Consider the following 17,920-nt stretch of genomic DNA (forward strand, 5'->3'; position numbering starts at 1 on the left):
TTTGCGGGCCGGACGATGGCGCCCGTTTGCGCGCGGGCGTGCGATGAGGTTTAATCTGGCAGATCAAACAGGACATCGCAGGCATAATGGCAAAACGGACCGAAAAGGGCACGACGCAGACTGAGGCGCGTCCCTTGATGGTGTTCGGGTGCGTGCTGGACGGGGCCGGGGGATGCCGGGCGATAGGCTGGGACGCGGTGCAGGATTGGCACCCTGCGAGTGAGAAGGAAGTGCTGTGGCTGCATCTCGACCGGACGGCGGATGGCGCGGCCGAGTGGATGCACAAGGCGCTACCGGCCTCTGAAGCAACCATTGAAGTGCTGCTGTCGAACGAGACACGCCCGCGCGTGTTCCGGGAAGGGGAGGGCCTGGTCTGCGTGCTGCGCGGGGTGAACTTCAATCCGGGCGACGAGCCGGAAGACATGATTGCCATGCAGGTCTGGGCGGATCGCTCGCGCGTTGTGACGCTGCGACGGCGGCGGCTGCAGACACCCCGTGATGTGCTGGCCCACCTTGAAGAGCGCGGGGACGGGCCGAAGACGGCCGGCGACCTTGTCATGGCGCTTTCGAAGGAGCTGATCGGCAAGATCAATCTGGCGATTACCGGCATGAACGAGCGGATCGACGAGCTGGAAGCGGACGCGGCCGATACAAAAACCGATGAGATGCTGGACGAGATTGGCGGCATCCGGCGCACCTGTCTGGCGTTTAAGCGCTATATCTCGCCGCAGTTCGATGCGTTGATGGAACTGAAGCAAGACCCGCCGGACTGGATGTCGCCGGAAAACCGGCTGACGACCCGTGAGATGCTGGACCGGCTGCACCGCTACCTCGAAGACCTCGACGTCTCCAAGGAGAGCGCGCTGGTGCTGCAGGACGATCTCAACAACCGCGCGGCAGCCGAGATGAACCGGACCATGTTCGTGTTCTCGATCATTGCGGCGATCTTCCTGCCGCTCGGATTTGTGACGGGCCTGCTCGGCATCAATGTCGGCGGCATGCCGGGGGTGAACTCGAGCGGGGCATTCTGGATTACGGTCGTGGTCCTTGCGATCATTGTCGGTATCGAGTTCATGCTATTCAAGCTGATGAAATGGTTATGAGGCGGCCCCATGAATCCTGACGATCTAGAGATCGATACTGAGGCAGTTGCCGAACAGGTGGGAACGCTGTGGGGGCAGCTGCAGGTCTGGTTTGAAAATTTCCTTGAGCAGGCGCTCTCTGAAGCGACCCTGTGGCAGGCGGGCGTCGTGGTTCTGGCCGTCGTGGTGGCGTGGCTGATTGCGCGCATTCCCTACAGGCGACTGGTGGAATTCGTCGAGGAACGCGGCAAGCCGGATGCGATCGGGCGGCTGTTCCGGTCGATTGCCAGCGTGATGTGGCCCCTGTTCACCGTTATTCTTGTGTGGGCTGCGATTGTCGGATTCATGGTGGCCGACCTCAACCGCGACGGGTTGCGCATTGTGGCGAGCCTGCTGATGGCCTGGATCATCATCCGGTTGCTTACGGCCAATATGAAGAAGAGTTTCCTGTCGCGCACGATTGCGATTGTCGCCTGGACCGTCGCTGCCCTTTATATCCTGCGCTGGCTCGGACCGACGATTTCGGCGCTGAATGACTTCCAGATACCGATCGGCAAGGGCTCGATCTCGGCCTGGCGGATCCTGACCAGTGTGGCGATCGCCATTATCGCCTTGTGGGTGGGGCGTGTGGCTGGCGCCACGGCGCAGACGCGGCTGCGGTCCACCAGCAAGCTGAACCCATCCATGGCGGGATTGCTGGGGCAGGTGGCGAACATCCTGCTGATGGTCGTCGCCATTGCGATCGCGCTGCAGACCGTGGGCGTGAACCTGAGCGCGCTGACCATCTTCTCCGGTGCCCTTGGCGTCGGCATCGGTTTTGGTCTTCAGTCGATCTTTTCGAACTTCATATCCGGCGTGATCATCCTGATCGAGAAATCGGTCAAAGTGGGTGACTTCATCGAGCTGCAGTCCGGGGTGACCGGCCTCGTCAACGAGATCAATATCCGTTCCACCGTCGTCACCACGAATGATAATGTCGACATCCTTGTGCCGAACGAGGAGTTCATCAAGGCGCAGGTGATCAACTGGACGCTGCGCGAGGCGCGCCGCCGCACGCATATCAAGTTCGGCGTGGCCTATGGCAGCGACAAGAACCTTGTACGCAAGGCGGGCATGGAAGCGGCCGCCGAAGTGCAGTGGACGCTGGAGAACATGGGTCCGCGCATGCCGCAGGTCTGGTTGACCGGGTTTGGCGACAGCAGCCTCGATTTCGAACTGGTCGTGTGGCTGACCGAGGAAGCGGTGAAGAAGCCGGCCAAGGTGACAGCCGATTATAACTGGGCGATCCATTCGGCGCTCGAGCGGCACGGTATCGAGATTCCCTTCCCGCAACAGGACCTGCACTTCCGGGGCAGCGACGTGTTGCGCGTGCAGATTACGCCGGAAGGCACTGCAGAGGCGGAAGCGGCAGCGGCTGCCAAAGCAGCCGAGGACGAAGCCGCCGAAGCGGAGGCCGCAAAAGCGGACACAAAAAAAGCCCCCAACGAATAACGCCGGGGGCTTTCCTGTTTGTCGCGTTTTGCTGACCCGTGTCAGCCAGCTATGCGACGCACATAATCATACTGGCTTTTCTTGGTGTCGCGCTTGCGGGCGGGCTGGAAGGCCACTTTCGCATGCTCGGTGCAATACGGGCCGCAGTCTGACTTGCGTCCACAGAAGGCGAATTTCGGATCGGCAGGATCGCCAATCGGCCATTTGCACATGGAATCCCGCAACGTGAGGATGGTGGCAGCGCCGCCATCGGCCAGACGCATCGGGGGCAGGGGAGCGGTCATCGCCGTGCGCTCGACAGCTGGTTTTGCCTCTTCGACCGGTGGTGCGGTGACGGCGGGTGTTGGCGTCGTGACCGTTCCGTCCGGCATGAGCCTTGGCTTCGGCCGGGCCAGGCGCGGCGGACGCTTCACCGGGCGCGAAGGTGTCGCGCGGCCGGACAGGCCAAGGCGGTGCACCTTGCCGATAACGGCATTGCGCGTGACGCCGCCCAGCTGTTTCGCGATCTGGGAGGCCGAATGGCCCTCTGCCCAGAGTTTCTTGAGCACGTTTACGCGTTCATCGGTCCAAGACATGGATTTAGGTCTCCCAGCTCCAGGTTGCGGTCCCGATACGCGGTTCCGTCAGCCCCTATATGTTGTGATGGCAGTTACGCGCCATCTCTCTCAGCACCTAGATATCGTATCAGGACCGAAATGAAACACAACATGCAGACTCCGCTTTCCACAGGCTTTCCATATCTTGTGTCATGTGAGTCGCAGTTTCGGCAGGCTTGCCCGATTTGTGATCAGGGCAAAAAAAGCGGGCCTGCCCCCTCGTGCCGGGGCGTCTGGCATACTAGATAACGGGGCATGACAGATATTGCACCAGATGCCACCACCGCACGGCCGGTTTCCACAAGTTCTTCGCGTACAGAATCCAGTCTCAGGGTGATCCGCCAGTATGGCGCGTTCAACGGGCTGGGTCTGTGGACGCTTTACAAGCGCGAAGTGGGCCGGTTCCTCAAAGTGTGGATGCAGACCGTGTTTGCCCCGGTGGTGACAACGCTTCTGTTCATGACGGTGTTCAAGCTGGCTTTCGGCGACCGCGGGCGCCTGACGGGCGACTTTGACGGGCTGAACTATAATGACTTCCTGGCGCCGGGCCTTGTCGTCATGGCCATCCTGCAGAACGCCTTCCAGAATACGAGCTCCAGCCTCGTGCAGGCCAAGTTCAATTCCACGCATGTCGATTTCCTGATGCCGCCGCTGTCGCCGCTCGAGCTGACAGCCGGTTTCCTCGGTGGTGCAATCACGCGGGGCATCATGGTGGCGGTTATCTCCGCGATCGGCATTGAGATCAGCGGACTGGCTGACATGTCCGTCGTCCATATCTGGCCGATCCTCTGGTTCGGCACGACCTCTGCCATTGTCCTCGGTGCACTGGGCGCAATGGGCGGGATCTGGGCCGACAAGTTCGATCACCTCTCGGCGGTGACCAATTTCATCATCGTGCCGCTGACCTTCCTGTCGGGCACATTCTACGACATCAAGGTGATGCAGGAGCCCTTCCTGACGATGGCGCATCTCGATCCGTTCTTCTACATGATTGACGGGTTCCGGTATGGGTTCCTGGGCGTGGCAAACAGCTCGATCGTGACGGGCATGTGGGTGACGGGCGGCTTGTCAGTGGTGCTGACGGCGGGCGTCTGGTGGATGTTCAGGGCCGGCTACAAGCTGAAAGCCTGATTTCCCCGATCACGGGAGTTGCGTTGACCCAAAAGTTAACGGCCGCCTTAATGCCCTCCGAACACACCGGAGGGATGCCATGCGTATCGCAAAACTCGCCGCCGGCACGTTGCTGGCGCTATCGCTGGCTGGATGCCAGAGCCTGATCCCGCAGGAGATGAGCGTTGCTGACTATTGCGCCAATCCCGACAAGGCGAAGGAAAATGTCTGCCGCCTGAAAGTGGAGATTGACGGCCAATCGACAGCCCTTTCCGATACCGACATGCGCCTCTCTGAAGCGCGCAGCGTCGCAGACAGCGCCAGCAGCGCCGCTGCCCAGGCGCAGGCCACGGCGGACGAGGCCAAGGCCGCTGCCGAGGCGGCCCTCGCCCAAACGGACGAAATGGTGTGCGAGACGCGTACCGTACAGAAGAGCGACACGGGAACGTGCCGCCCGGGCTATACGCTGACCAGCTGTACGCAGACGCGCTACACGACGCGGGCAGGGGGCCTCTCCTTCCTGCGGGAGATCAATGACGAGAAGTGCCGCTTCAATGACCGCGTGCTGGAGATGCAGGTGCGCTGCTGCAACACGGCCTCGGCCGCGCCGGCACCTGAAGATGCAACCGTCGATGAGAACATGCCAGAGCCTGAGGCCACGCCCGAGGCACCAGCTGAATCGCCGCTGGCCTACTGATGTAGGCAGTGGCCAGCCCGGGGGATAACCGGGGGGGAAGGAAGCCGTCTGCAGGGATTTGCAGGCGGCTTTTCCTTGCGCGCAATGCGAATGGGGCAAGCGCCACTTTCGCCACATTTTGGCCCGGAGTCTTAGAAATCGGACAGGTTGGGAACGGGTTTGACGGGCCGGGCTTGTTCTCTCACCAGCGCCGGGCACGGCCCGAAACGCCGGGATGTCAAAAGGAGAGACACCATGAAGAAGACATTCGCATTCGCCGCCCTTGCCACACTGATGGGCGCCCCTGCCTTTGCTGCCGCTGAACCAGCACTGGCCGAAGTCGACACCAATGCCGACGGGTTCGTCACCATTGAAGAGCTTCAGGCCAATGAAATGGACGTCACGGCGGAATCCTTCGCTGACTGGGACGTCAACGGCGACGCCAAACTGTCGGAAGCCGAATTCACGGCCTGGCAGAAGGCCAGCTCCGAAGACTGGGGCAAGCCCACTGTCAGCGAGAAGCTGGATGATGCCGGCGACGCTGTCGAAGACGCCATGGACGATGCGGGCGACGCGCTCGACGAGGCCGGTGATGAAATGGAAGAACGCTAATACGCCTGGAGCGTAATCCCCCCCTTCCGCTCCAGGATAAAGAAAGGCCCCGGCTGATTGTCGGGGCCTTTTTGTTTGCGTGATTTACATCGTGGGTAGGCGGGGGGTCTTTGACCCACCGTTTTCAGGCTGCCAGCGCGGACCTGTTTCTGCCGCCATGCTTTGCGTCGTAGAGCGCCTTGTCGGCGCGGCTGAGCACGGTCGAAAGCGTGTCGCCGGGCATGGCCAGCGCGAGGCCGATGCTGACCGTGATCTTGATGCGCTCACCGCGATAATAGAAGCTGGCGGCCTCGGCACTCTTGCACAGGGCGCCTGCCAGCTGTTTGAGATGTTCCGTATTGGTCACGTCTGTGAGGATGGTGAACTCCTCGCCGCCGATGCGGGAGACGAACGCATCAGCCGGTGCTGTATGCAGCAGGGTCTGCGAGACATGGATCAGTGTTTCATCACCGGCCTCGTGTCCGTGCATGTCATTGACGCGTTTGAACCAGTCAATATCGACGAGAAGGAGGGCCGCCTGGGCGCCCGGCTGCCGCGGCTGCGCGAGGCGGAGTTCGCCCTCGGTAAGGAAGGCCCGGCGATTGGCGAGGCCCGTCAGCGTGTCGCTGTAGGCGGCAAGCTGAGTCTGCAGGTGCAGGCGCAGGTAGCGGACGTTCTGCCAGACACTATAGCCGAGCAGGCAGGCAGCCACTGTGCACGTCAGCACCACTGACACGACCAGCGTATGTACGCGGCCATGCAGCGTGAGGTCAGCCGTGGTGAACCAGGCAGCCAAGGTCGATGCGACCAGCGCGCCGAGCATTCCAAGCACGACGAAGCGGATCTGCTGGGCCCAGAAAATCTGCCTTATGCTGTCTATCATGCGTCTATCCTCACAGGGCGGATGGCTCAATGATAGACCTTATACGTTAATATAATTTATGAGACTTCAGCCGGATCGGTGAAATTTGCGGCAAACCGGGGGCTCAGGCGGCGACAGAGAACTGGTTGCGGCCATGGTCCTTGGCGCCATAGAGCGCCTTGTCGGCGCGGCTGAGCAGGGCGGACAGCGTATCGCCCGGGCGGGCAATCGCGAGGCCCAGGCTGATCGTCACGCGGATGGGCTCCCCATGATAGATGATGTGCGTGGCCTCGGTCGCGCGGCGCAGCTTTTCGGCAAGGAGGGTCAGCTCCGCGTGGCTGGAGATCTCGCACATCACGGTGAATTCCTCGCCGCCCAAGCGGGCGATCAGGGCACCATCAGGGGAGGCATGGATGAGGGTTTGGGCGACGTGGCAGAGGACGTCGTCTCCGGCCTCGTGTCCGTGCATGTCATTGACGCGTTTGAACCAGTCAATGTCGACGAGGAGGAGGGCGATCTGCTTGCGGCCTGCCCCGGCGAGGCGGGCGGCGCCCCGGCGGTTGAAGCAGCGCCGGTTGGCGAGGCCCGTCAGGTCGTCGCTATTGGCGAGACGCTCGTACTGCATGTGCAGCGCGAGGTGGCGCGAGTTCTGGCGGATCGCATAGGCCGAGCCGAGCGGCGCGAGCACGCCGGAGATGAGGCCAGCCAGTATGAGGCCCCGGATGCGGATGGACATGTCGAGGTCAAAAGTGCCGATCCAGATCATGACCAGCGCAGCGATGACGACGCCGACGCAGACGATCGCGCTGGTCTGTATCTGCTGTTTCCAGAACTGGTGTCTGAAATCGTTCGTCATGCCGGGCTCCTGCCGAGGGTTAATATCGGTGCGCTTTACCGCCCAAGCCCCAATATTTGCTGGCAGAAAACGATCAAATTTCATGCATCCGCCGACGCGCGCGCAGCGGGGAAGGGCAGGACGCGGCGCGGCGCAGAAGCCGGGCTGGGCTTTTGGGGAGGAATGGGTTTATGTGCCCCCTTCAATTCACAGGAGGCTGGGCCCTGGATATCCTGACTGTACTGCCGCCGGTTCTGGCGATCATCGTCGCCATGCTGACGCGTAATGTCTATGCGGCGCTGGGACTGGCGCTGCTGGCATCGGAAACGCTGATTGCGCATTTCAATCCCGGCATGGGGGCGCTCGGCGCCATCGACCGGGGCGTCGGCGTGTTCGACTCCACCGGCAATACGCGCGTCCTGTTGTTCTGCCTGCTCATCGGCGCGCTGATTGCGTGGATGCGCGACTCTGGCGGCGTGGAAGCGCTGGTGAGCAGCCTGATGAAACGCGGCCTTGTCTCGACGCCCCGGCGCGCCGCGCTGGCGCCTGCGCTGGCCGGCACGGCCATTTTCGTGGAAACAAATGTCAGCCTGCTCAGCAGCGGCGTGCTCGGCCAGCGCCTGTTCGATGCGCACGGCCTCAGCCGCGAACGGCTCGCCTATATCATCGACTCCACCTCGGCGCCGATCAGCGCGCTGATCCTGCTGAACGGCTGGGGCGCCTATGCGCTCGGCCTGGTGGAGCCCTATGGATTCGAGAGCCCGATTGGCGTCGTTGCCGGCACGATCCCGTGGAATTTCTATGCGTTGATAACGCTGGCCGGCGTCTATTTCACCGTGTTTTCGGGCCGCGTGTTCGGGCCGATGAAGACGGCGGGCCTGAACCGCGACGTGCTGGTGGAAGATGAAGAGCCGGTCGCCCCGACGCGGGCGATCTACATGTGGCTGCCGCTGCTGGTGATGATTGGCGGCGCGCTGGGCTTCATGGCGTGGACGGGCGGCGGCAACATCCTGGCGGGCAATGGCAGCCAGTCGATCCTCTGGGCCATCTGCCTTGCCATGCTGGTGGCGGCGCTGCTGCTGATCAGCGGCAAGGCCTTTCCGAAAGGCGGGCTGCAGGAGCGCGGCTTTGCGGGCATTTCGGAAATGGTGCCGGTTGTGGCCATCCTCTTCCTGTCGATTGCGCTGGGCGACAGTTTGCGCGTGCTGGGCACGGGGGCGTTCCTGTCCAGCGTGGCGGCGCAGTTCGTGTCGCCGATTGTTATCCCGGCGGTCCTGTTCGTGGTGGCGGGCGTGACGGCCTTCATGACGGGCACCAGCTGGGGCACCTATGGCATCATGATCCCGATTGCGATGCCGCTCGCCCTGGCGCTTGGCATTCCGCCCTCGCTGGTGCTGGCGGCAGTGCTCGGCGGCGGCGTGTTTGGCGACCATTGCTCGCCGATCTCCGACACCACGATCATCGCCTCACTGGCCGCCGGCTGTGACCATATCGACCACGTGCGCACGCAGATGCCCTACGCGCTGGTCGGCGGCGGGATCGCGGTGGTGATGTACCTCGTGGCGGGGCTTGTGGTGAGTTTGTAGGGGAGCTTTTGCGCTCCGGGCTTATGGATTTATTCAGTCGGCCCTTTCGGCTGAACACCCCAATTCGCTAACATTAGAGCCTTTATTTTGCTCTCCGCAGCTATAATTGATAGCGCTTCACTTAGTCGAACCCGTAGGTCATTATCCTCGGGAGAGTGTGTGTTCAATTCAAAGTGTGTTGCACCGCGCAGTACATTCCGATGATTAGTGGGATTAGTATTTTTCAGCAACGAGACGAACTCTTCCGTGCTAACATGAGAAAGGCGTCGGACTGCTTCGTTTGGTGAGATTTCATGTTTTCCAAGCAATTCGAGTGTTTCTATAATATCGTAATTTTCGATAAGAGATGAATACCGCCTTTGAAGTTCCTCTGTTACGGCAGGGTGCCATTTCGTATGAAAATCCGAGTACTCAGCAGGGTCCCAGAATTTTCTTGGTTTCTTGCTGTGAGCAGTGATAAAAGCTTGGACGATTTCCTTTACATCATCGCTCCGATCAAGGTCGGACAAGAAGAGAACCAAAGAATTGAGCCTTTGGACGCCGAGATGCTCGACGCCGTCTAAAAAGGCTTCTTTCAGTTCGGAAACGATCTCCTCTTCATCATCACTAAAGGCGTCGTGGAACTTACCCCATGCTGCTTGATAAGCTCCATGAGCCTCATCAACCAATGCCTGCTCATGCCGCTCATGAGCCGCGCGTAAGAAATTTTCACTATCGACGTAACCGTCAACAACGTACTTGGCGATGGCGCTATCCAGATTGTCTGTCATTCTGTATCCGTAGCTTTCAATAAGTCTTGACCAGTTCCGCTGTGTCGGCGTCCATTTATCGCGATCAGAAATGCCCTTGTAAGAACCCGTCTCAAGCGCGAAGCTAAGGTCGGGTGCATTCTCGCCTTGGAGGTGGCACCACGCTAAAAGGGGTAGGGTGCCTGCAATTTGCTGCTTAACTTCCGGCCTTAAGCCTCCAACGATCTTTTCCAATTGAACATACCCCCGCCGAATTTTCTTCAGTATTCGAATGTTGTTTACTGGAAGTCGAGCGGCATATTCTTTTAATATCTGCAGGCTTGGATCATCATTAAACGCGATTTCCACGCAATCGGATGTAGTTGGTTCCAACCTAACTGAGCTATCGAAAGTCTTCTCAAAATAGCTTTCATAAGTGCTTCGGTCCTCTTCGGTTAGCTCATGATTATTGAGGAGAAAAAAGACGCGGCAATTTCGGTTATCTTTTAAATACTGAGCCAAACCAAAAACTGATGTCAGAGAAAGACCTAGACTCCTTCGCTCCAGATCATCAAAGCAGATGACGGCTTTGTTCACAGCGGAGAAGTACATCGGAGTTAGGGCAGTTGCGAATTGGCCTACAACTGGCAGCCCTTCGGCGTGTTTAAAGTGCTTTCGCCAAACAGGACTGATCCAGTCTACCGGATTAACTCCTGCTCTCTTTGGAGCTTTGGAAAATGGGTGCAGCTCTTCGAAAATTCGCAATTTCAGCGCATCTAGGCTGTCTATCCCAAAAAGAGATACGTATGCATATCTTTCGCGAGGCCTTTTCAATGTATCATTGGCATTCGTGAAATTCGAAACTGTCGTATGCCACACGTGGGTTTTTCCGGTTCCCCACGCACCTGTCACATTCGAAACATCATCGGTTTCTTGTTCAAGAAACGTCCTGATAAATTCGGCCGTTTCCATGTAATTCGCTATGGGTCCGACTCCTTATTCCGCCAAATATTGCACTTTTAATTGGGAGAAGCGTCCCCACGATTGGGAAGTGTGGCTGAATTCAGGAAAAAGTGGAAGGCCCCCGTATTTGGTCGAGGCGCAAGTCCATCTGCGTAGCGTATACTCACCCCTTCTTCCTCAACACCATCTGCGTACACCGGAAGAGCGCCATGCGTTTGCCCGTGTCGGCGTGTGTGACTTCGCAGTCCCAGGCCTGGGTGGCGCCGCCTAGGTGGACCGGGGTGGCGCGGGCGTGGACGCGGCCGGTGAGCGCGGTGGCGAAGAAGTTTGATTTCAGCTCGATCGTGGTGAAGCCGCTGGCCGTGTCTGACACATTTGCGAGCGTGCCATAGCCGCAGAGCGAGTCCGCGAGCGTCACCACGCTGCCGGCATGGAGGAAGCCATTGGGGGCGTGGTGCGTGGGCACGATGTCGAAATGGCCCTCGACGCGGCCGCGCTCCATCACCGTGACGACAAGGCCGAGATGGCCGGGCAGGGTGCCCTCGCCACGCTGGGTGAAGGCGGCGGCGCTGACCTGGTCGTCAGGCAGGAGATAGGACGTCATGCGGGGCTCCATGGAAGGGCATGTGATGCCCCCTATGAAAGCCGCCGCAGGGCCGCGCGCAAGCCGTGACGTCGGGCGAGCCTATGCGGGGCGCAGGAGGAGGCGGTAGAGCATGGGATAATGGTCCGAGCCGCAGGGTTTCAGGCGGCGGATCTGCTTGATGTCGAAATCATCGGTGGCGAAGATGTGGTCGAGCGGCCAGGCGAGGAGCGGGTTTTGCGCGCCGAAGGAATTGTAGAGGCCGCGCCCGCGCTTGGGGTCGCAGAGATGGGCGTGGTCCTTGAACTGGCGCACCATCCATGACCAGCCGACTTCGTTGAAATCTCCCATCACGAGGGCGGGGCGATCCTGCTGGCGCAGCTCCTCGGCGACGATCATCAGCTCGTCATCGAGATGCTCGGTGGCGTCGCGCGGGCGGGGCGGGCGCGGGTGGATGCAGTAGAGGAGCACTTCGCGGCCGCCGGCCTCAATGTCGATGGTGAGCGAGGGAACGTGGCTCTGGCAGAGATAGCGCTCCTGCACACGCGCGATGGGGAAGCGCGAATAGACGAGCAGGCCGTTATGCTCTTCCTTGGGTAGGAGGGACGTGTACGGATAATCAGTTTCAAAACGTCCGAGGGCGGAGCGCCAGCGGGCGTTGGTTTCTGAGAGGAATACGACGTCGGCATCGGCCTCCTGGATGCGGTCGCGGACGGCTTGCTCGTCGGTGTTTTCCTGCAGGACATTGAGGAGAAGCACGGAGAGGCCGGTGCCCTCGGCGCCGGGGAGGGCGGTGTCCATCTCCAGCGGGCGGCCGCTTGTATAGGGCCAGAGGTCTGCCGCGCAGGCGATGAAGGCGGCGGCATAGGCGAGCATCAGGAGCGTGGCGGGGAGGCTGTCGACGCCATAGAGGAAGAGAAAAAGCCCAGCAATTACAGCGAGCGCAATGCAGGTCTGCTGGCGGCCATAGACCCAGACGCGGAGCCACCAGATCTCGGTTTTGAACTTGGGGACGAAGGCGGCGAAGAGGCCCAGCGCGCCGAGCAGGTAGAAGGCGGGCTTGAGAATGGCGAGCATGGGCGGGCTTTCGGAACGGGGGAGACGCGGGCGTGCTGTCAGACTACGCGCAGATCGCCGCAGGGTTGCGCGCGGTGCCCGAACAGATGCCCGAAGGATGCCCGAAAACAGCCCGGATACTGCCCGAAGAGGGCCGGAGCGGGGAGAGGCGGAGGCGGTTTCGCGGGAGAGGGCGGGGCGTTTCGTACGCCGATGGCCTGAGGCCCCGGCCTTCGCCGGGGGCACGGGGGTGGGAGAGGCGCGACTTGTCCGACCGGAGGCGCGGCGGGCGTAGACTGCGCCCCATGACAGGCACATCCCGCTCCCCCCGCTATCGCCGCCGCGCGCAGACGCTGCGCTCGCAGAGACAACTCGCCCGCGAGGCCGCCGAGGCAGGCGAGCCGCTGGCCGCGATTGGCGCGCGGCTGAAGGTGCCGCCCTCGACGCTGTCAGACTGGGCGCGGGCCGATGGCTTTCGCGCCTGCGACCTGAAGGCGAAGGCCGAAGCGGCGGCTGCGGCGGAAACGGAAGCGAACCGGGTGCGCCGGGAGGCGGAGGCGGCGCTGATAGCGCTCGGCGATGACGGCACGCTGACGGAGCTGGAGCGCGAGGTGGACCTAGGCCGCGCCCGCGTCGGCGCGCTGCTGGAGGCGCGATTGCTTGCGGAGGCGGAAGCGGACATGCGCAAGGCGCGCCGCCTGCTCAGCCTGATCCGGTTCGCTGCGCCGGTGAAGGGGCGCGAAAGGGTTTGGACGGACGAGGATTGTGCCGATCCTCCGGAATATGCGGGCTGGGACGGCCATACGCGGATGGCCTGGATCGCGGGGGACTATACGTTCGCCAGATTTGAACCGATCCGGGCCTATGTGCGGGAGATGGAGGATAGCGGGCAGGGCGAGGCTTTCCATGCCTTGCGCCGGAAGCTGGACGCCGAACACCGCCCGCATGGCCAGCGGCCCTTCAACAGCCCCTATGGCGTGGCGGACTTTGACCGGAAGGTCTGGTGGATGTCCTGCACGGGCGGCTTGCCCGAAGAAGACAAGCGGCGGCCTGACGCGCCTGAGGGGGAAGCGGACGAGGGCGCAATGTCAGCGCAGGGCGGTTACACCCCGGATTTCCCGGTCGAGGGCTGGGCCGGGCGCCGGATGAGGGGGGAGGTCTAGGGGTCACACATCGAGGAAGGAGGCGAGGCTGAGGATGCGGTCGGCGGCGAGCAGCTCGATGCGCTGGCGCAGGGCGGCGGGCGAGCCCTTCATCTGCTTCTCGGTGACCCGGAAGCTCACGATGATCTCCGTGCCGTCGATGCGGTGGATTGCCCGCACCTTCGCATCACGGTCCTCAAGGTCGATGGTGACCCCATCGATTTGCCACAGTTCCAGCCGCACCATATTCTCCAACCACGCGAGTGCCCCTGCCCTAGATACAGCTATTTGGAGAATTGTCGCACCGGGGCGTGGAAGAAGGTGTGCGTAGAGGTTGCGGCGGTTGGTGGAGTGGGGTTGGGCAGCGCCGATGTCCAGTGGACGGCGCGTGGGAGGGTGGGTATCGCTACACTCACCCCCGCTACGCTTGCTACCAATTGGTAGTTTCGAGTAGTTTTCGTCGAGCGTTTTCGACAAGTTCCAAAAGGTCAGATAAACAGGCTGGAAGGCCCGAGTATTGAGAATCAATTTTATCGTACTTAATCGTTTTCAGATTTCTGTTCTTTCGAAGTGATTTTATGAGGTCGGCGTTGATGTCGCTACTGGTTAGGTAATAATGAGGCTGTCCGCCGTCAAAGAGAAAGGATTGGTTTTCCAAAAGCAACGATAGGTCAGGGTCATTGTAACCCACGCCTACGAAGAAAAAAGAATGTGTAAGTAAACTGGCTTCAAAACATGAGTAGAAAGCAGCATTCTTTGTTCTGGATCTAGCGTACTCTTCTTGCGTGAATATCATTTTCGTGGGTGTGTTCAAACTTCCGTGAACCTTCACGATGAATCTGCCGTCTTTTCTCAAAAACTCGGGAATATCACTATCGTGATAGCTCTTGACTATGTGAGACCCGGGTTGAGCTTCATTCGCGGTGCGCTCGTAGATATCATCAAAATTTAATGTAAATATAATTCGACTGTCGAGCTGCAGGATAGCCTTATGTGCATCGGATGGAATGAAGCCGGGGGTCAAGAAGACTTCCCTCAGGTATTCAGCCCACGTCTCATCCATTCTGCTCTTGATCCACTCGCAAGCGTGAAGGTATTCACCTTTATCAATTGCCTCCCTGATATGAGTTTCTGGGGGACCTGGAAGTTGCGCGAGCGCATCATTTAAAAACTGCTTCCAAGTTGGAGGTCTTTGATCGCTCTCGCATACAGATTGAGCAGACACGCCCGAACCCAAAACGATTACACAGCGACGCCGAGCGAGATCCTTGACTAATGGTTCCGGCCAATCAGTCATTATCAACCAGTTTCACAAGTTGTTTGGCTACTCGGCCAAAAGTTTTTTTAGAATCTTGGACCTTCGCAAAATGAGCGCCGACAACACCGTCTTTTCCGAGAAGTTCGAATACAGGCTTATGGCTACTTTGCGACATTGGAATTAGGCTAAACAAGTTAGGCACTGTTCCAATCTTATATGGTGGTTCGACCAACTCTTGGTCTGTAAAGCATTCGTCAATCACACTATCAATTCGAGATTGTATTTTTTCATATGCATTAACTGCTCGACGGTGTCCTGATGAATCGGTTTTCGCCAAGTATTGTTGGGTGACATATCCCAAAAATTTCGCATTCCCATGATCTAGTTCGGGAATCTTATTTCTTTCGCCCGCCTTTACGTTGCTTAGGGCCGCGTCCCAGTCATCTCTCCAATCTTTCAGCCATTCGGTTATGTTCTCGAAGGCCCGCAATGAAAAAATGTCAATTGACATGGGGCTGACGAAATATTTTGAGCTCAGAAGGATTGCGCGATTGATTGCGCCGAGTGAGGGACTGACATCGATGAGCACAAAGTCATAAGATTGAAGCTTGGAAAGAATTTCCGCGAAAGCAAGACTGCTTTTGATCCCTCTTATATCGCCCGATTTGGATGAGGCCCATTCTCGCGCGAAGAAATCCTCGATCAAAGCCAGTCTGGGATCTCCGAGTATGACATCCAAACCAAAACTCTCAGATCTTCGAATCGGCATTTTTTTTGAGTAACCTTCTCCCAGAGAAAGTGGCTCAATAATCGAGTATATTGTTGACCTTGAAGATGAATCATAAATTCGATCAACCACGTCATCATCGAAGAAATATTGTGTGGCATTACATTGTGGGTCTGCATCAATGACGCAGACTTTTTTCTTCATATAAATAGACATGTAGGCGGCGATATTGCAAAGCAGAGTGGTTTTTCCGACACCGCCTTTATTATTAAAAAATGTAATTGACTTCACTAGGAAGATCCTTATCAAAAAAATCTGTATACTGCGAATATATACGGCTATTCGATCCCCAGCCCCAAATCCTGCTCCCGCAACCGTTTCAGCTCGTCGCGGAGCTGAGCGGCTTGTTCGAATTCCAGGTTGGCGGCGGCTTCGCGCATCCGCTTTTCTGTATCCGCAATCACTGACTTCAGGTTGTGCCCCGGTGCGCCGGCAAGTGGCAAGGCTTTTTCTTCGGCCATGCCTTTGTCGCGGTCGCGGCGGGCGCGGGATTTGGTGCCGGGTTTCTCGCCCAGCTCGCCGAGGATGTCCTGCACGCCGCGGATGATCGTGGTCGGCGTGATGCCGTGCTCCAGGTTGTGGGCGATCTGTTTCTCGCGGCGGCGGCTGGTCTCTTCCATGGCGCGTTCCATGGAGCCGGTGATGCGGTCGGCATAGAGCACGACGCGGGCCTCGGAGTTGCGCGCGGCGCGGCCGATGGTCTGCACGAGGCTTGTCTCCGAGCGCAGGAAGCCCTCCTTGTCCGCATCGAGGATGCCGACAAAGGCGCACTCGGGAATGTCGAGGCCCTCGCGCAGGAGGTTGATGCCGACGAGCACGTCGAACACGCCGAGGCGGAGATCGCGGATGATCTCGATGCGCTCGATCGTGTCGATGTCGGAGTGCATGTAGCGCACGCGCACGCCGTTCTCGTGGAGGAATTCGGTGAGGTCTTCCGACATCTTCTTGGTCAGCGTCGTGATCAGCGAGCGGAAGCCGCGCGCCGCGACGGCCTTGACCTCGGCCATGACATCATCGACCTGGTTGGCGCCGTCGGTGGAGACGGGGCGGACCTCGACGGGCGGGTCGATCAGGCCGGTGGGGCGGATGACCTGTTCGGTGAAGACGCCGCCGGTGCGCTCCAGTTCCCACTTGCCGGGCGTGGCCGAGACGTGGACCGTCTGCGGGCGCATGGCGTCCCATTCCTCGAACTTGAGGGGGCGGTTGTCCATGCAGGAGGGGAGGCGGAAGCCGTATTCGGCCAGCGTCGACTTGCGGCTGAAGTCGCCCTTGAACATGGCGCCGATCTGCGGGACGGTCTGGTGGCTCTCGTCGGCGAAGACGAGGGCATTGTCGGGCAGGTATTCGAACATGGTGGGCGGCGGCTCGCCGGGCTTGCGGCCGGTGAGGTAGCGGGAATAGTTCTCGATGCCATTGCAGCTGCCGGTGGCCTGCAGCATTTCGATGTCATACTGGCAGCGCTGCTGGATGCGCTGGGCCTCGAGCAGTTTGCCGTGTTTCTCGAAATGCGCGATCGTGGCCTTCAGCTCGGCCTTGATCTTCTCGGTGGCCTGCTGGAGCGTCGGGCGGGGCGTGACGTAGTGGCTGTTGGCGTAGACCTTGATCGCGGGGAGGGACTGGATCTTCGCGCCGGTGAGGGGGTCGAACTCGGTGATGGCTTCCAGCTCGTCGCCGAAGAAGGAGAGCTTCCAGGCGCGGTCCTCATAGTGGGCGGGGAAGATGTCGATGACGTCGCCCTTGACGCGGAACGTGCCGCGCGTGAAGGCGATGTCGTTGCGGGTGTACTGGTTGGCGACGAGGCGCTCGGCGACGGCGCGCGGGTCGATGCGCTGGCCGGGCTCGAGCTTGAAGGTCATGCTCGTGTAGGTCTCGACCGAGCCGATGCCGTAGATGCACGAGACGGAGGCGACGATGATCACGTCGTCGCGCTCGAGGATGGCGCGGGTGGCCGAGTGGCGCATCCGGTCGATGGCCTCGTTGATGGAGGATTCCTTCTCGATGTAGAGGTCGGCGCGGGGCACGTAGGCCTCCGGCTGGTAGTAGTCGTAGTAGGAGACGAAATACTCGACGCTGTTCTCGGGGAAGAAGGATTTGAACTCGCCATAGAGCTGGGCGGCGAGGGTCTTGTTGGGGGCGAGGATCAGGGCGGGGCGCTGGGTCGCCTCGATGATCTTGGCCATGGTGAAGGTCTTGCCGGTGCCGGTCGCGCCGAGGAGGACCTGGTCGCGCTCGCCGGCCTGGATGCCCTCGACGAGTTCGGGGATGGCGGTGGCTTGGTCGCCAGCCGGCTCGTAGGGCGCGTGGACCTTGAAGCGCTTGCCGCCTTCCAGCTTGTCCCACTCGCGCTCGGGCCTGTGGGGCGTCCACAGCATCGGGGCCACGGACTCGATGGCACCCTGCGCCGGGCCATCCAGCGTGAACACGGACGGGGCTTCAGAGACGCCTTTGGCGGGGGATTTGGAGGAGGACTTGCTGGGTCGTTGGGCCATGCGTCCAGATATGGAGCGGGGGAGGGGGAGTGTCTAGGGTGTTCTTGGTTTGTTTGCTGTTGGTGGGTTGATTTTGATGCTGATG

The 17,920-nt window shown here is 60.0% G+C and carries 17 protein-coding genes; 7 read left to right on the forward strand and 10 right to left on the reverse strand.

All coding sequences use genetic code 11. The annotated features are described in order from the left end of the window. The first annotated feature begins 86 nt into the window (after positions 1 to 86). Together HOC_RS06155 and HOC_RS06160 are read left to right on the forward strand one after the other, a co-directional pair. Positions 87 to 1,103, forward strand: a complete 1,017-nt coding sequence (locus HOC_RS06155) for a zinc transporter ZntB (RefSeq protein ID WP_035536782.1) — start codon at positions 87 to 89, stop codon at positions 1,101 to 1,103. Positions 1,104 to 1,112: 9 nt separating this feature from the next. Beyond that, positions 1,113 to 2,573: a mechanosensitive ion channel family protein gene (locus HOC_RS06160; protein ID WP_051624574.1), complete on the forward strand. Its 1,461-nt coding sequence runs from the start codon at positions 1,113 to 1,115 to the stop codon at positions 2,571 to 2,573. Between the two features lie 41 nt (positions 2,574 to 2,614). Here HOC_RS06160 and HOC_RS06165 read toward each other — a convergent pair whose 3' ends face one another. Continuing rightward, positions 2,615 to 3,148: a GcrA family cell cycle regulator gene (locus HOC_RS06165; RefSeq protein WP_035536784.1), complete on the reverse strand. Its 534-nt coding sequence runs from the start codon at positions 3,146 to 3,148 to the stop codon at positions 2,615 to 2,617. 276 nt (positions 3,149 to 3,424) lie between these two features. On the opposite strand from HOC_RS06165, the gene HOC_RS06170 reads away from it, so the two are divergent. From HOC_RS06170 to HOC_RS22525, 3 genes are all read left to right on the forward strand, one after another. Further along, the gene (locus HOC_RS06170; protein ID WP_084146162.1) at positions 3,425 to 4,300 is read left to right on the forward strand and encodes an ABC transporter permease; all 876 of its coding nucleotides are present in this window, start codon (positions 3,425 to 3,427) and stop codon (positions 4,298 to 4,300) included. 79 nt (positions 4,301 to 4,379) lie between these two features. Further along, positions 4,380 to 4,976 carry an alanine-zipper protein gene (locus HOC_RS06175; protein ID WP_051624575.1) on the forward strand — a complete coding sequence of 199 codons (597 nt, stop codon included), beginning with the start codon at positions 4,380 to 4,382 and terminating at the stop codon, positions 4,974 to 4,976. Between the two features lie 234 nt (positions 4,977 to 5,210). Beyond that, a complete protein-coding gene (locus tag HOC_RS22525) occupies positions 5,211 to 5,567 on the forward strand; it encodes an EF-hand domain-containing protein (protein ID WP_051624576.1) in 357 nt (118 codons plus the stop codon). A gap of 124 nt (positions 5,568 to 5,691) precedes the next feature. Here the strand turns inward: HOC_RS22525 and HOC_RS06185 are convergent, their stop codons facing one another. Further along, a complete protein-coding gene (locus HOC_RS06185) occupies positions 5,692 to 6,429 on the reverse strand; it encodes a GGDEF domain-containing protein (RefSeq protein WP_051624577.1) in 738 nt (245 codons plus the stop codon). 103 nt (positions 6,430 to 6,532) lie between these two features. Then, a complete protein-coding gene (locus tag HOC_RS06190; protein WP_051624578.1) occupies positions 6,533 to 7,264 on the reverse strand; it encodes a GGDEF domain-containing protein in 732 nt (243 codons plus the stop codon). 170 nt (positions 7,265 to 7,434) lie between these two features. On the opposite strand from HOC_RS06190, the gene HOC_RS06195 reads away from it, so the two are divergent. Further along, on the forward strand, positions 7,435 to 8,829 hold the full coding sequence (locus HOC_RS06195; protein ID WP_156950400.1) for a Na+/H+ antiporter NhaC family protein: 1,395 nt from the start codon (positions 7,435 to 7,437) through the stop codon (positions 8,827 to 8,829). 29 nt (positions 8,830 to 8,858) lie between these two features. On the opposite strand, the gene HOC_RS22385 is transcribed toward HOC_RS06195, so the two are convergent. The 3 genes from HOC_RS22385 to HOC_RS06210 form a co-directional block, all read right to left on the reverse strand. Further along, positions 8,859 to 10,529 (reverse strand): hypothetical protein, encoded by a 1,671-nt coding sequence (locus HOC_RS22385; protein ID WP_162174808.1) that lies wholly within the window; start codon positions 10,527 to 10,529, stop codon positions 8,859 to 8,861. A gap of 154 nt (positions 10,530 to 10,683) precedes the next feature. Then, positions 10,684 to 11,124 (reverse strand): PaaI family thioesterase, encoded by a 441-nt coding sequence (locus tag HOC_RS06205; protein WP_051624579.1) that lies wholly within the window; start codon positions 11,122 to 11,124, stop codon positions 10,684 to 10,686. An 81-nt stretch (positions 11,125 to 11,205) separates the two neighbouring features. Then, positions 11,206 to 12,180, reverse strand: a complete 975-nt coding sequence (locus HOC_RS06210) for an endonuclease/exonuclease/phosphatase family protein (RefSeq protein WP_035536789.1) — start codon at positions 12,178 to 12,180, stop codon at positions 11,206 to 11,208. A 284-nt stretch (positions 12,181 to 12,464) separates the two neighbouring features. Here HOC_RS06210 and HOC_RS06215 point away from each other — a divergent pair, with 284 nt between their 5' ends. Further along, positions 12,465 to 13,322 (forward strand): hypothetical protein, encoded by an 858-nt coding sequence (locus HOC_RS06215; RefSeq protein ID WP_035536792.1) that lies wholly within the window; start codon positions 12,465 to 12,467, stop codon positions 13,320 to 13,322. 3 nt (positions 13,323 to 13,325) lie between these two features. Here the strand turns inward: HOC_RS06215 and HOC_RS06220 are convergent, their stop codons facing one another. The 4 genes from HOC_RS06220 to uvrB form a co-directional block, all read right to left on the reverse strand. Then, a complete protein-coding gene (locus tag HOC_RS06220) occupies positions 13,326 to 13,547 on the reverse strand; it encodes a hypothetical protein (protein WP_035536794.1) in 222 nt (73 codons plus the stop codon). 184 nt (positions 13,548 to 13,731) lie between these two features. Beyond that, on the reverse strand, positions 13,732 to 14,598 hold the full coding sequence (locus HOC_RS06225; protein ID WP_084146166.1) for an SIR2 family protein: 867 nt from the start codon (positions 14,596 to 14,598) through the stop codon (positions 13,732 to 13,734). After that, the gene (locus tag HOC_RS06230) at positions 14,591 to 15,577 is read right to left on the reverse strand and encodes a ParA family protein (protein WP_035536911.1); all 987 of its coding nucleotides are present in this window, start codon (positions 15,575 to 15,577) and stop codon (positions 14,591 to 14,593) included. The genes HOC_RS06225 and HOC_RS06230 overlap by 8 nt, the downstream gene beginning before the upstream one ends. 47 nt (positions 15,578 to 15,624) lie before the next feature. After that, positions 15,625 to 17,835 carry an excinuclease ABC subunit UvrB gene (gene uvrB / locus HOC_RS06235; protein WP_035536797.1) on the reverse strand — a complete coding sequence of 737 codons (2,211 nt, stop codon included), beginning with the start codon at positions 17,833 to 17,835 and terminating at the stop codon, positions 15,625 to 15,627. Positions 17,836 to 17,920: the final 85 nt, after the last annotated feature.

It is taken from the genome of Hyphomonas oceanitis SCH89 (assembly GCF_000685295.1).
GTDB classification, from domain to species: domain Bacteria; phylum Pseudomonadota; class Alphaproteobacteria; order Caulobacterales; family Hyphomonadaceae; genus Hyphomonas; species Hyphomonas oceanitis.

Bases quoted from the DNA above. Each gene is read 5' to 3' on its own strand.
- HOC_RS06155 (WP_035536782.1), top strand. From the start codon at position 87: ATGGCAAAACGGACCGAAAAGGGCACGACGCAGACTGAGGCGCGTCCC.
- HOC_RS06160 (WP_051624574.1), top strand. From the start codon at position 1,113: ATGAATCCTGACGATCTAGAGATCGATACTGAGGCAGTTGCCGAACAG.
- HOC_RS06165 (WP_035536784.1), bottom strand. From the start codon at position 3,148: ATGTCTTGGACCGATGAACGCGTAAACGTGCTCAAGAAACTCTGGGCA.
- HOC_RS06170 (WP_084146162.1), top strand. From the start codon at position 3,425: ATGACAGATATTGCACCAGATGCCACCACCGCACGGCCGGTTTCCACA.
- HOC_RS06175 (WP_051624575.1), top strand. From the start codon at position 4,380: ATGCGTATCGCAAAACTCGCCGCCGGCACGTTGCTGGCGCTATCGCTG.
- HOC_RS22525 (WP_051624576.1), top strand. From the start codon at position 5,211: ATGAAGAAGACATTCGCATTCGCCGCCCTTGCCACACTGATGGGCGCC.
- HOC_RS06185 (WP_051624577.1), bottom strand. From the start codon at position 6,429: ATGATAGACAGCATAAGGCAGATTTTCTGGGCCCAGCAGATCCGCTTC.
- HOC_RS06190 (WP_051624578.1), bottom strand. From the start codon at position 7,264: ATGACGAACGATTTCAGACACCAGTTCTGGAAACAGCAGATACAGACC.
- HOC_RS06195 (WP_156950400.1), top strand. From the start codon at position 7,435: ATGTGCCCCCTTCAATTCACAGGAGGCTGGGCCCTGGATATCCTGACT.
- HOC_RS22385 (WP_162174808.1), bottom strand. From the start codon at position 10,529: ATGGAAACGGCCGAATTTATCAGGACGTTTCTTGAACAAGAAACCGAT.
- HOC_RS06205 (WP_051624579.1), bottom strand. From the start codon at position 11,124: ATGACGTCCTATCTCCTGCCTGACGACCAGGTCAGCGCCGCCGCCTTC.
- HOC_RS06210 (WP_035536789.1), bottom strand. From the start codon at position 12,180: ATGCTCGCCATTCTCAAGCCCGCCTTCTACCTGCTCGGCGCGCTGGGC.
- HOC_RS06215 (WP_035536792.1), top strand. From the start codon at position 12,465: ATGACAGGCACATCCCGCTCCCCCCGCTATCGCCGCCGCGCGCAGACG.
- HOC_RS06220 (WP_035536794.1), bottom strand. From the start codon at position 13,547: ATGGTGCGGCTGGAACTGTGGCAAATCGATGGGGTCACCATCGACCTT.
- HOC_RS06225 (WP_084146166.1), bottom strand. From the start codon at position 14,598: ATGACTGATTGGCCGGAACCATTAGTCAAGGATCTCGCTCGGCGTCGC.
- uvrB (WP_035536797.1), bottom strand. From the start codon at position 17,835: ATGGCCCAACGACCCAGCAAGTCCTCCTCCAAATCCCCCGCCAAAGGC.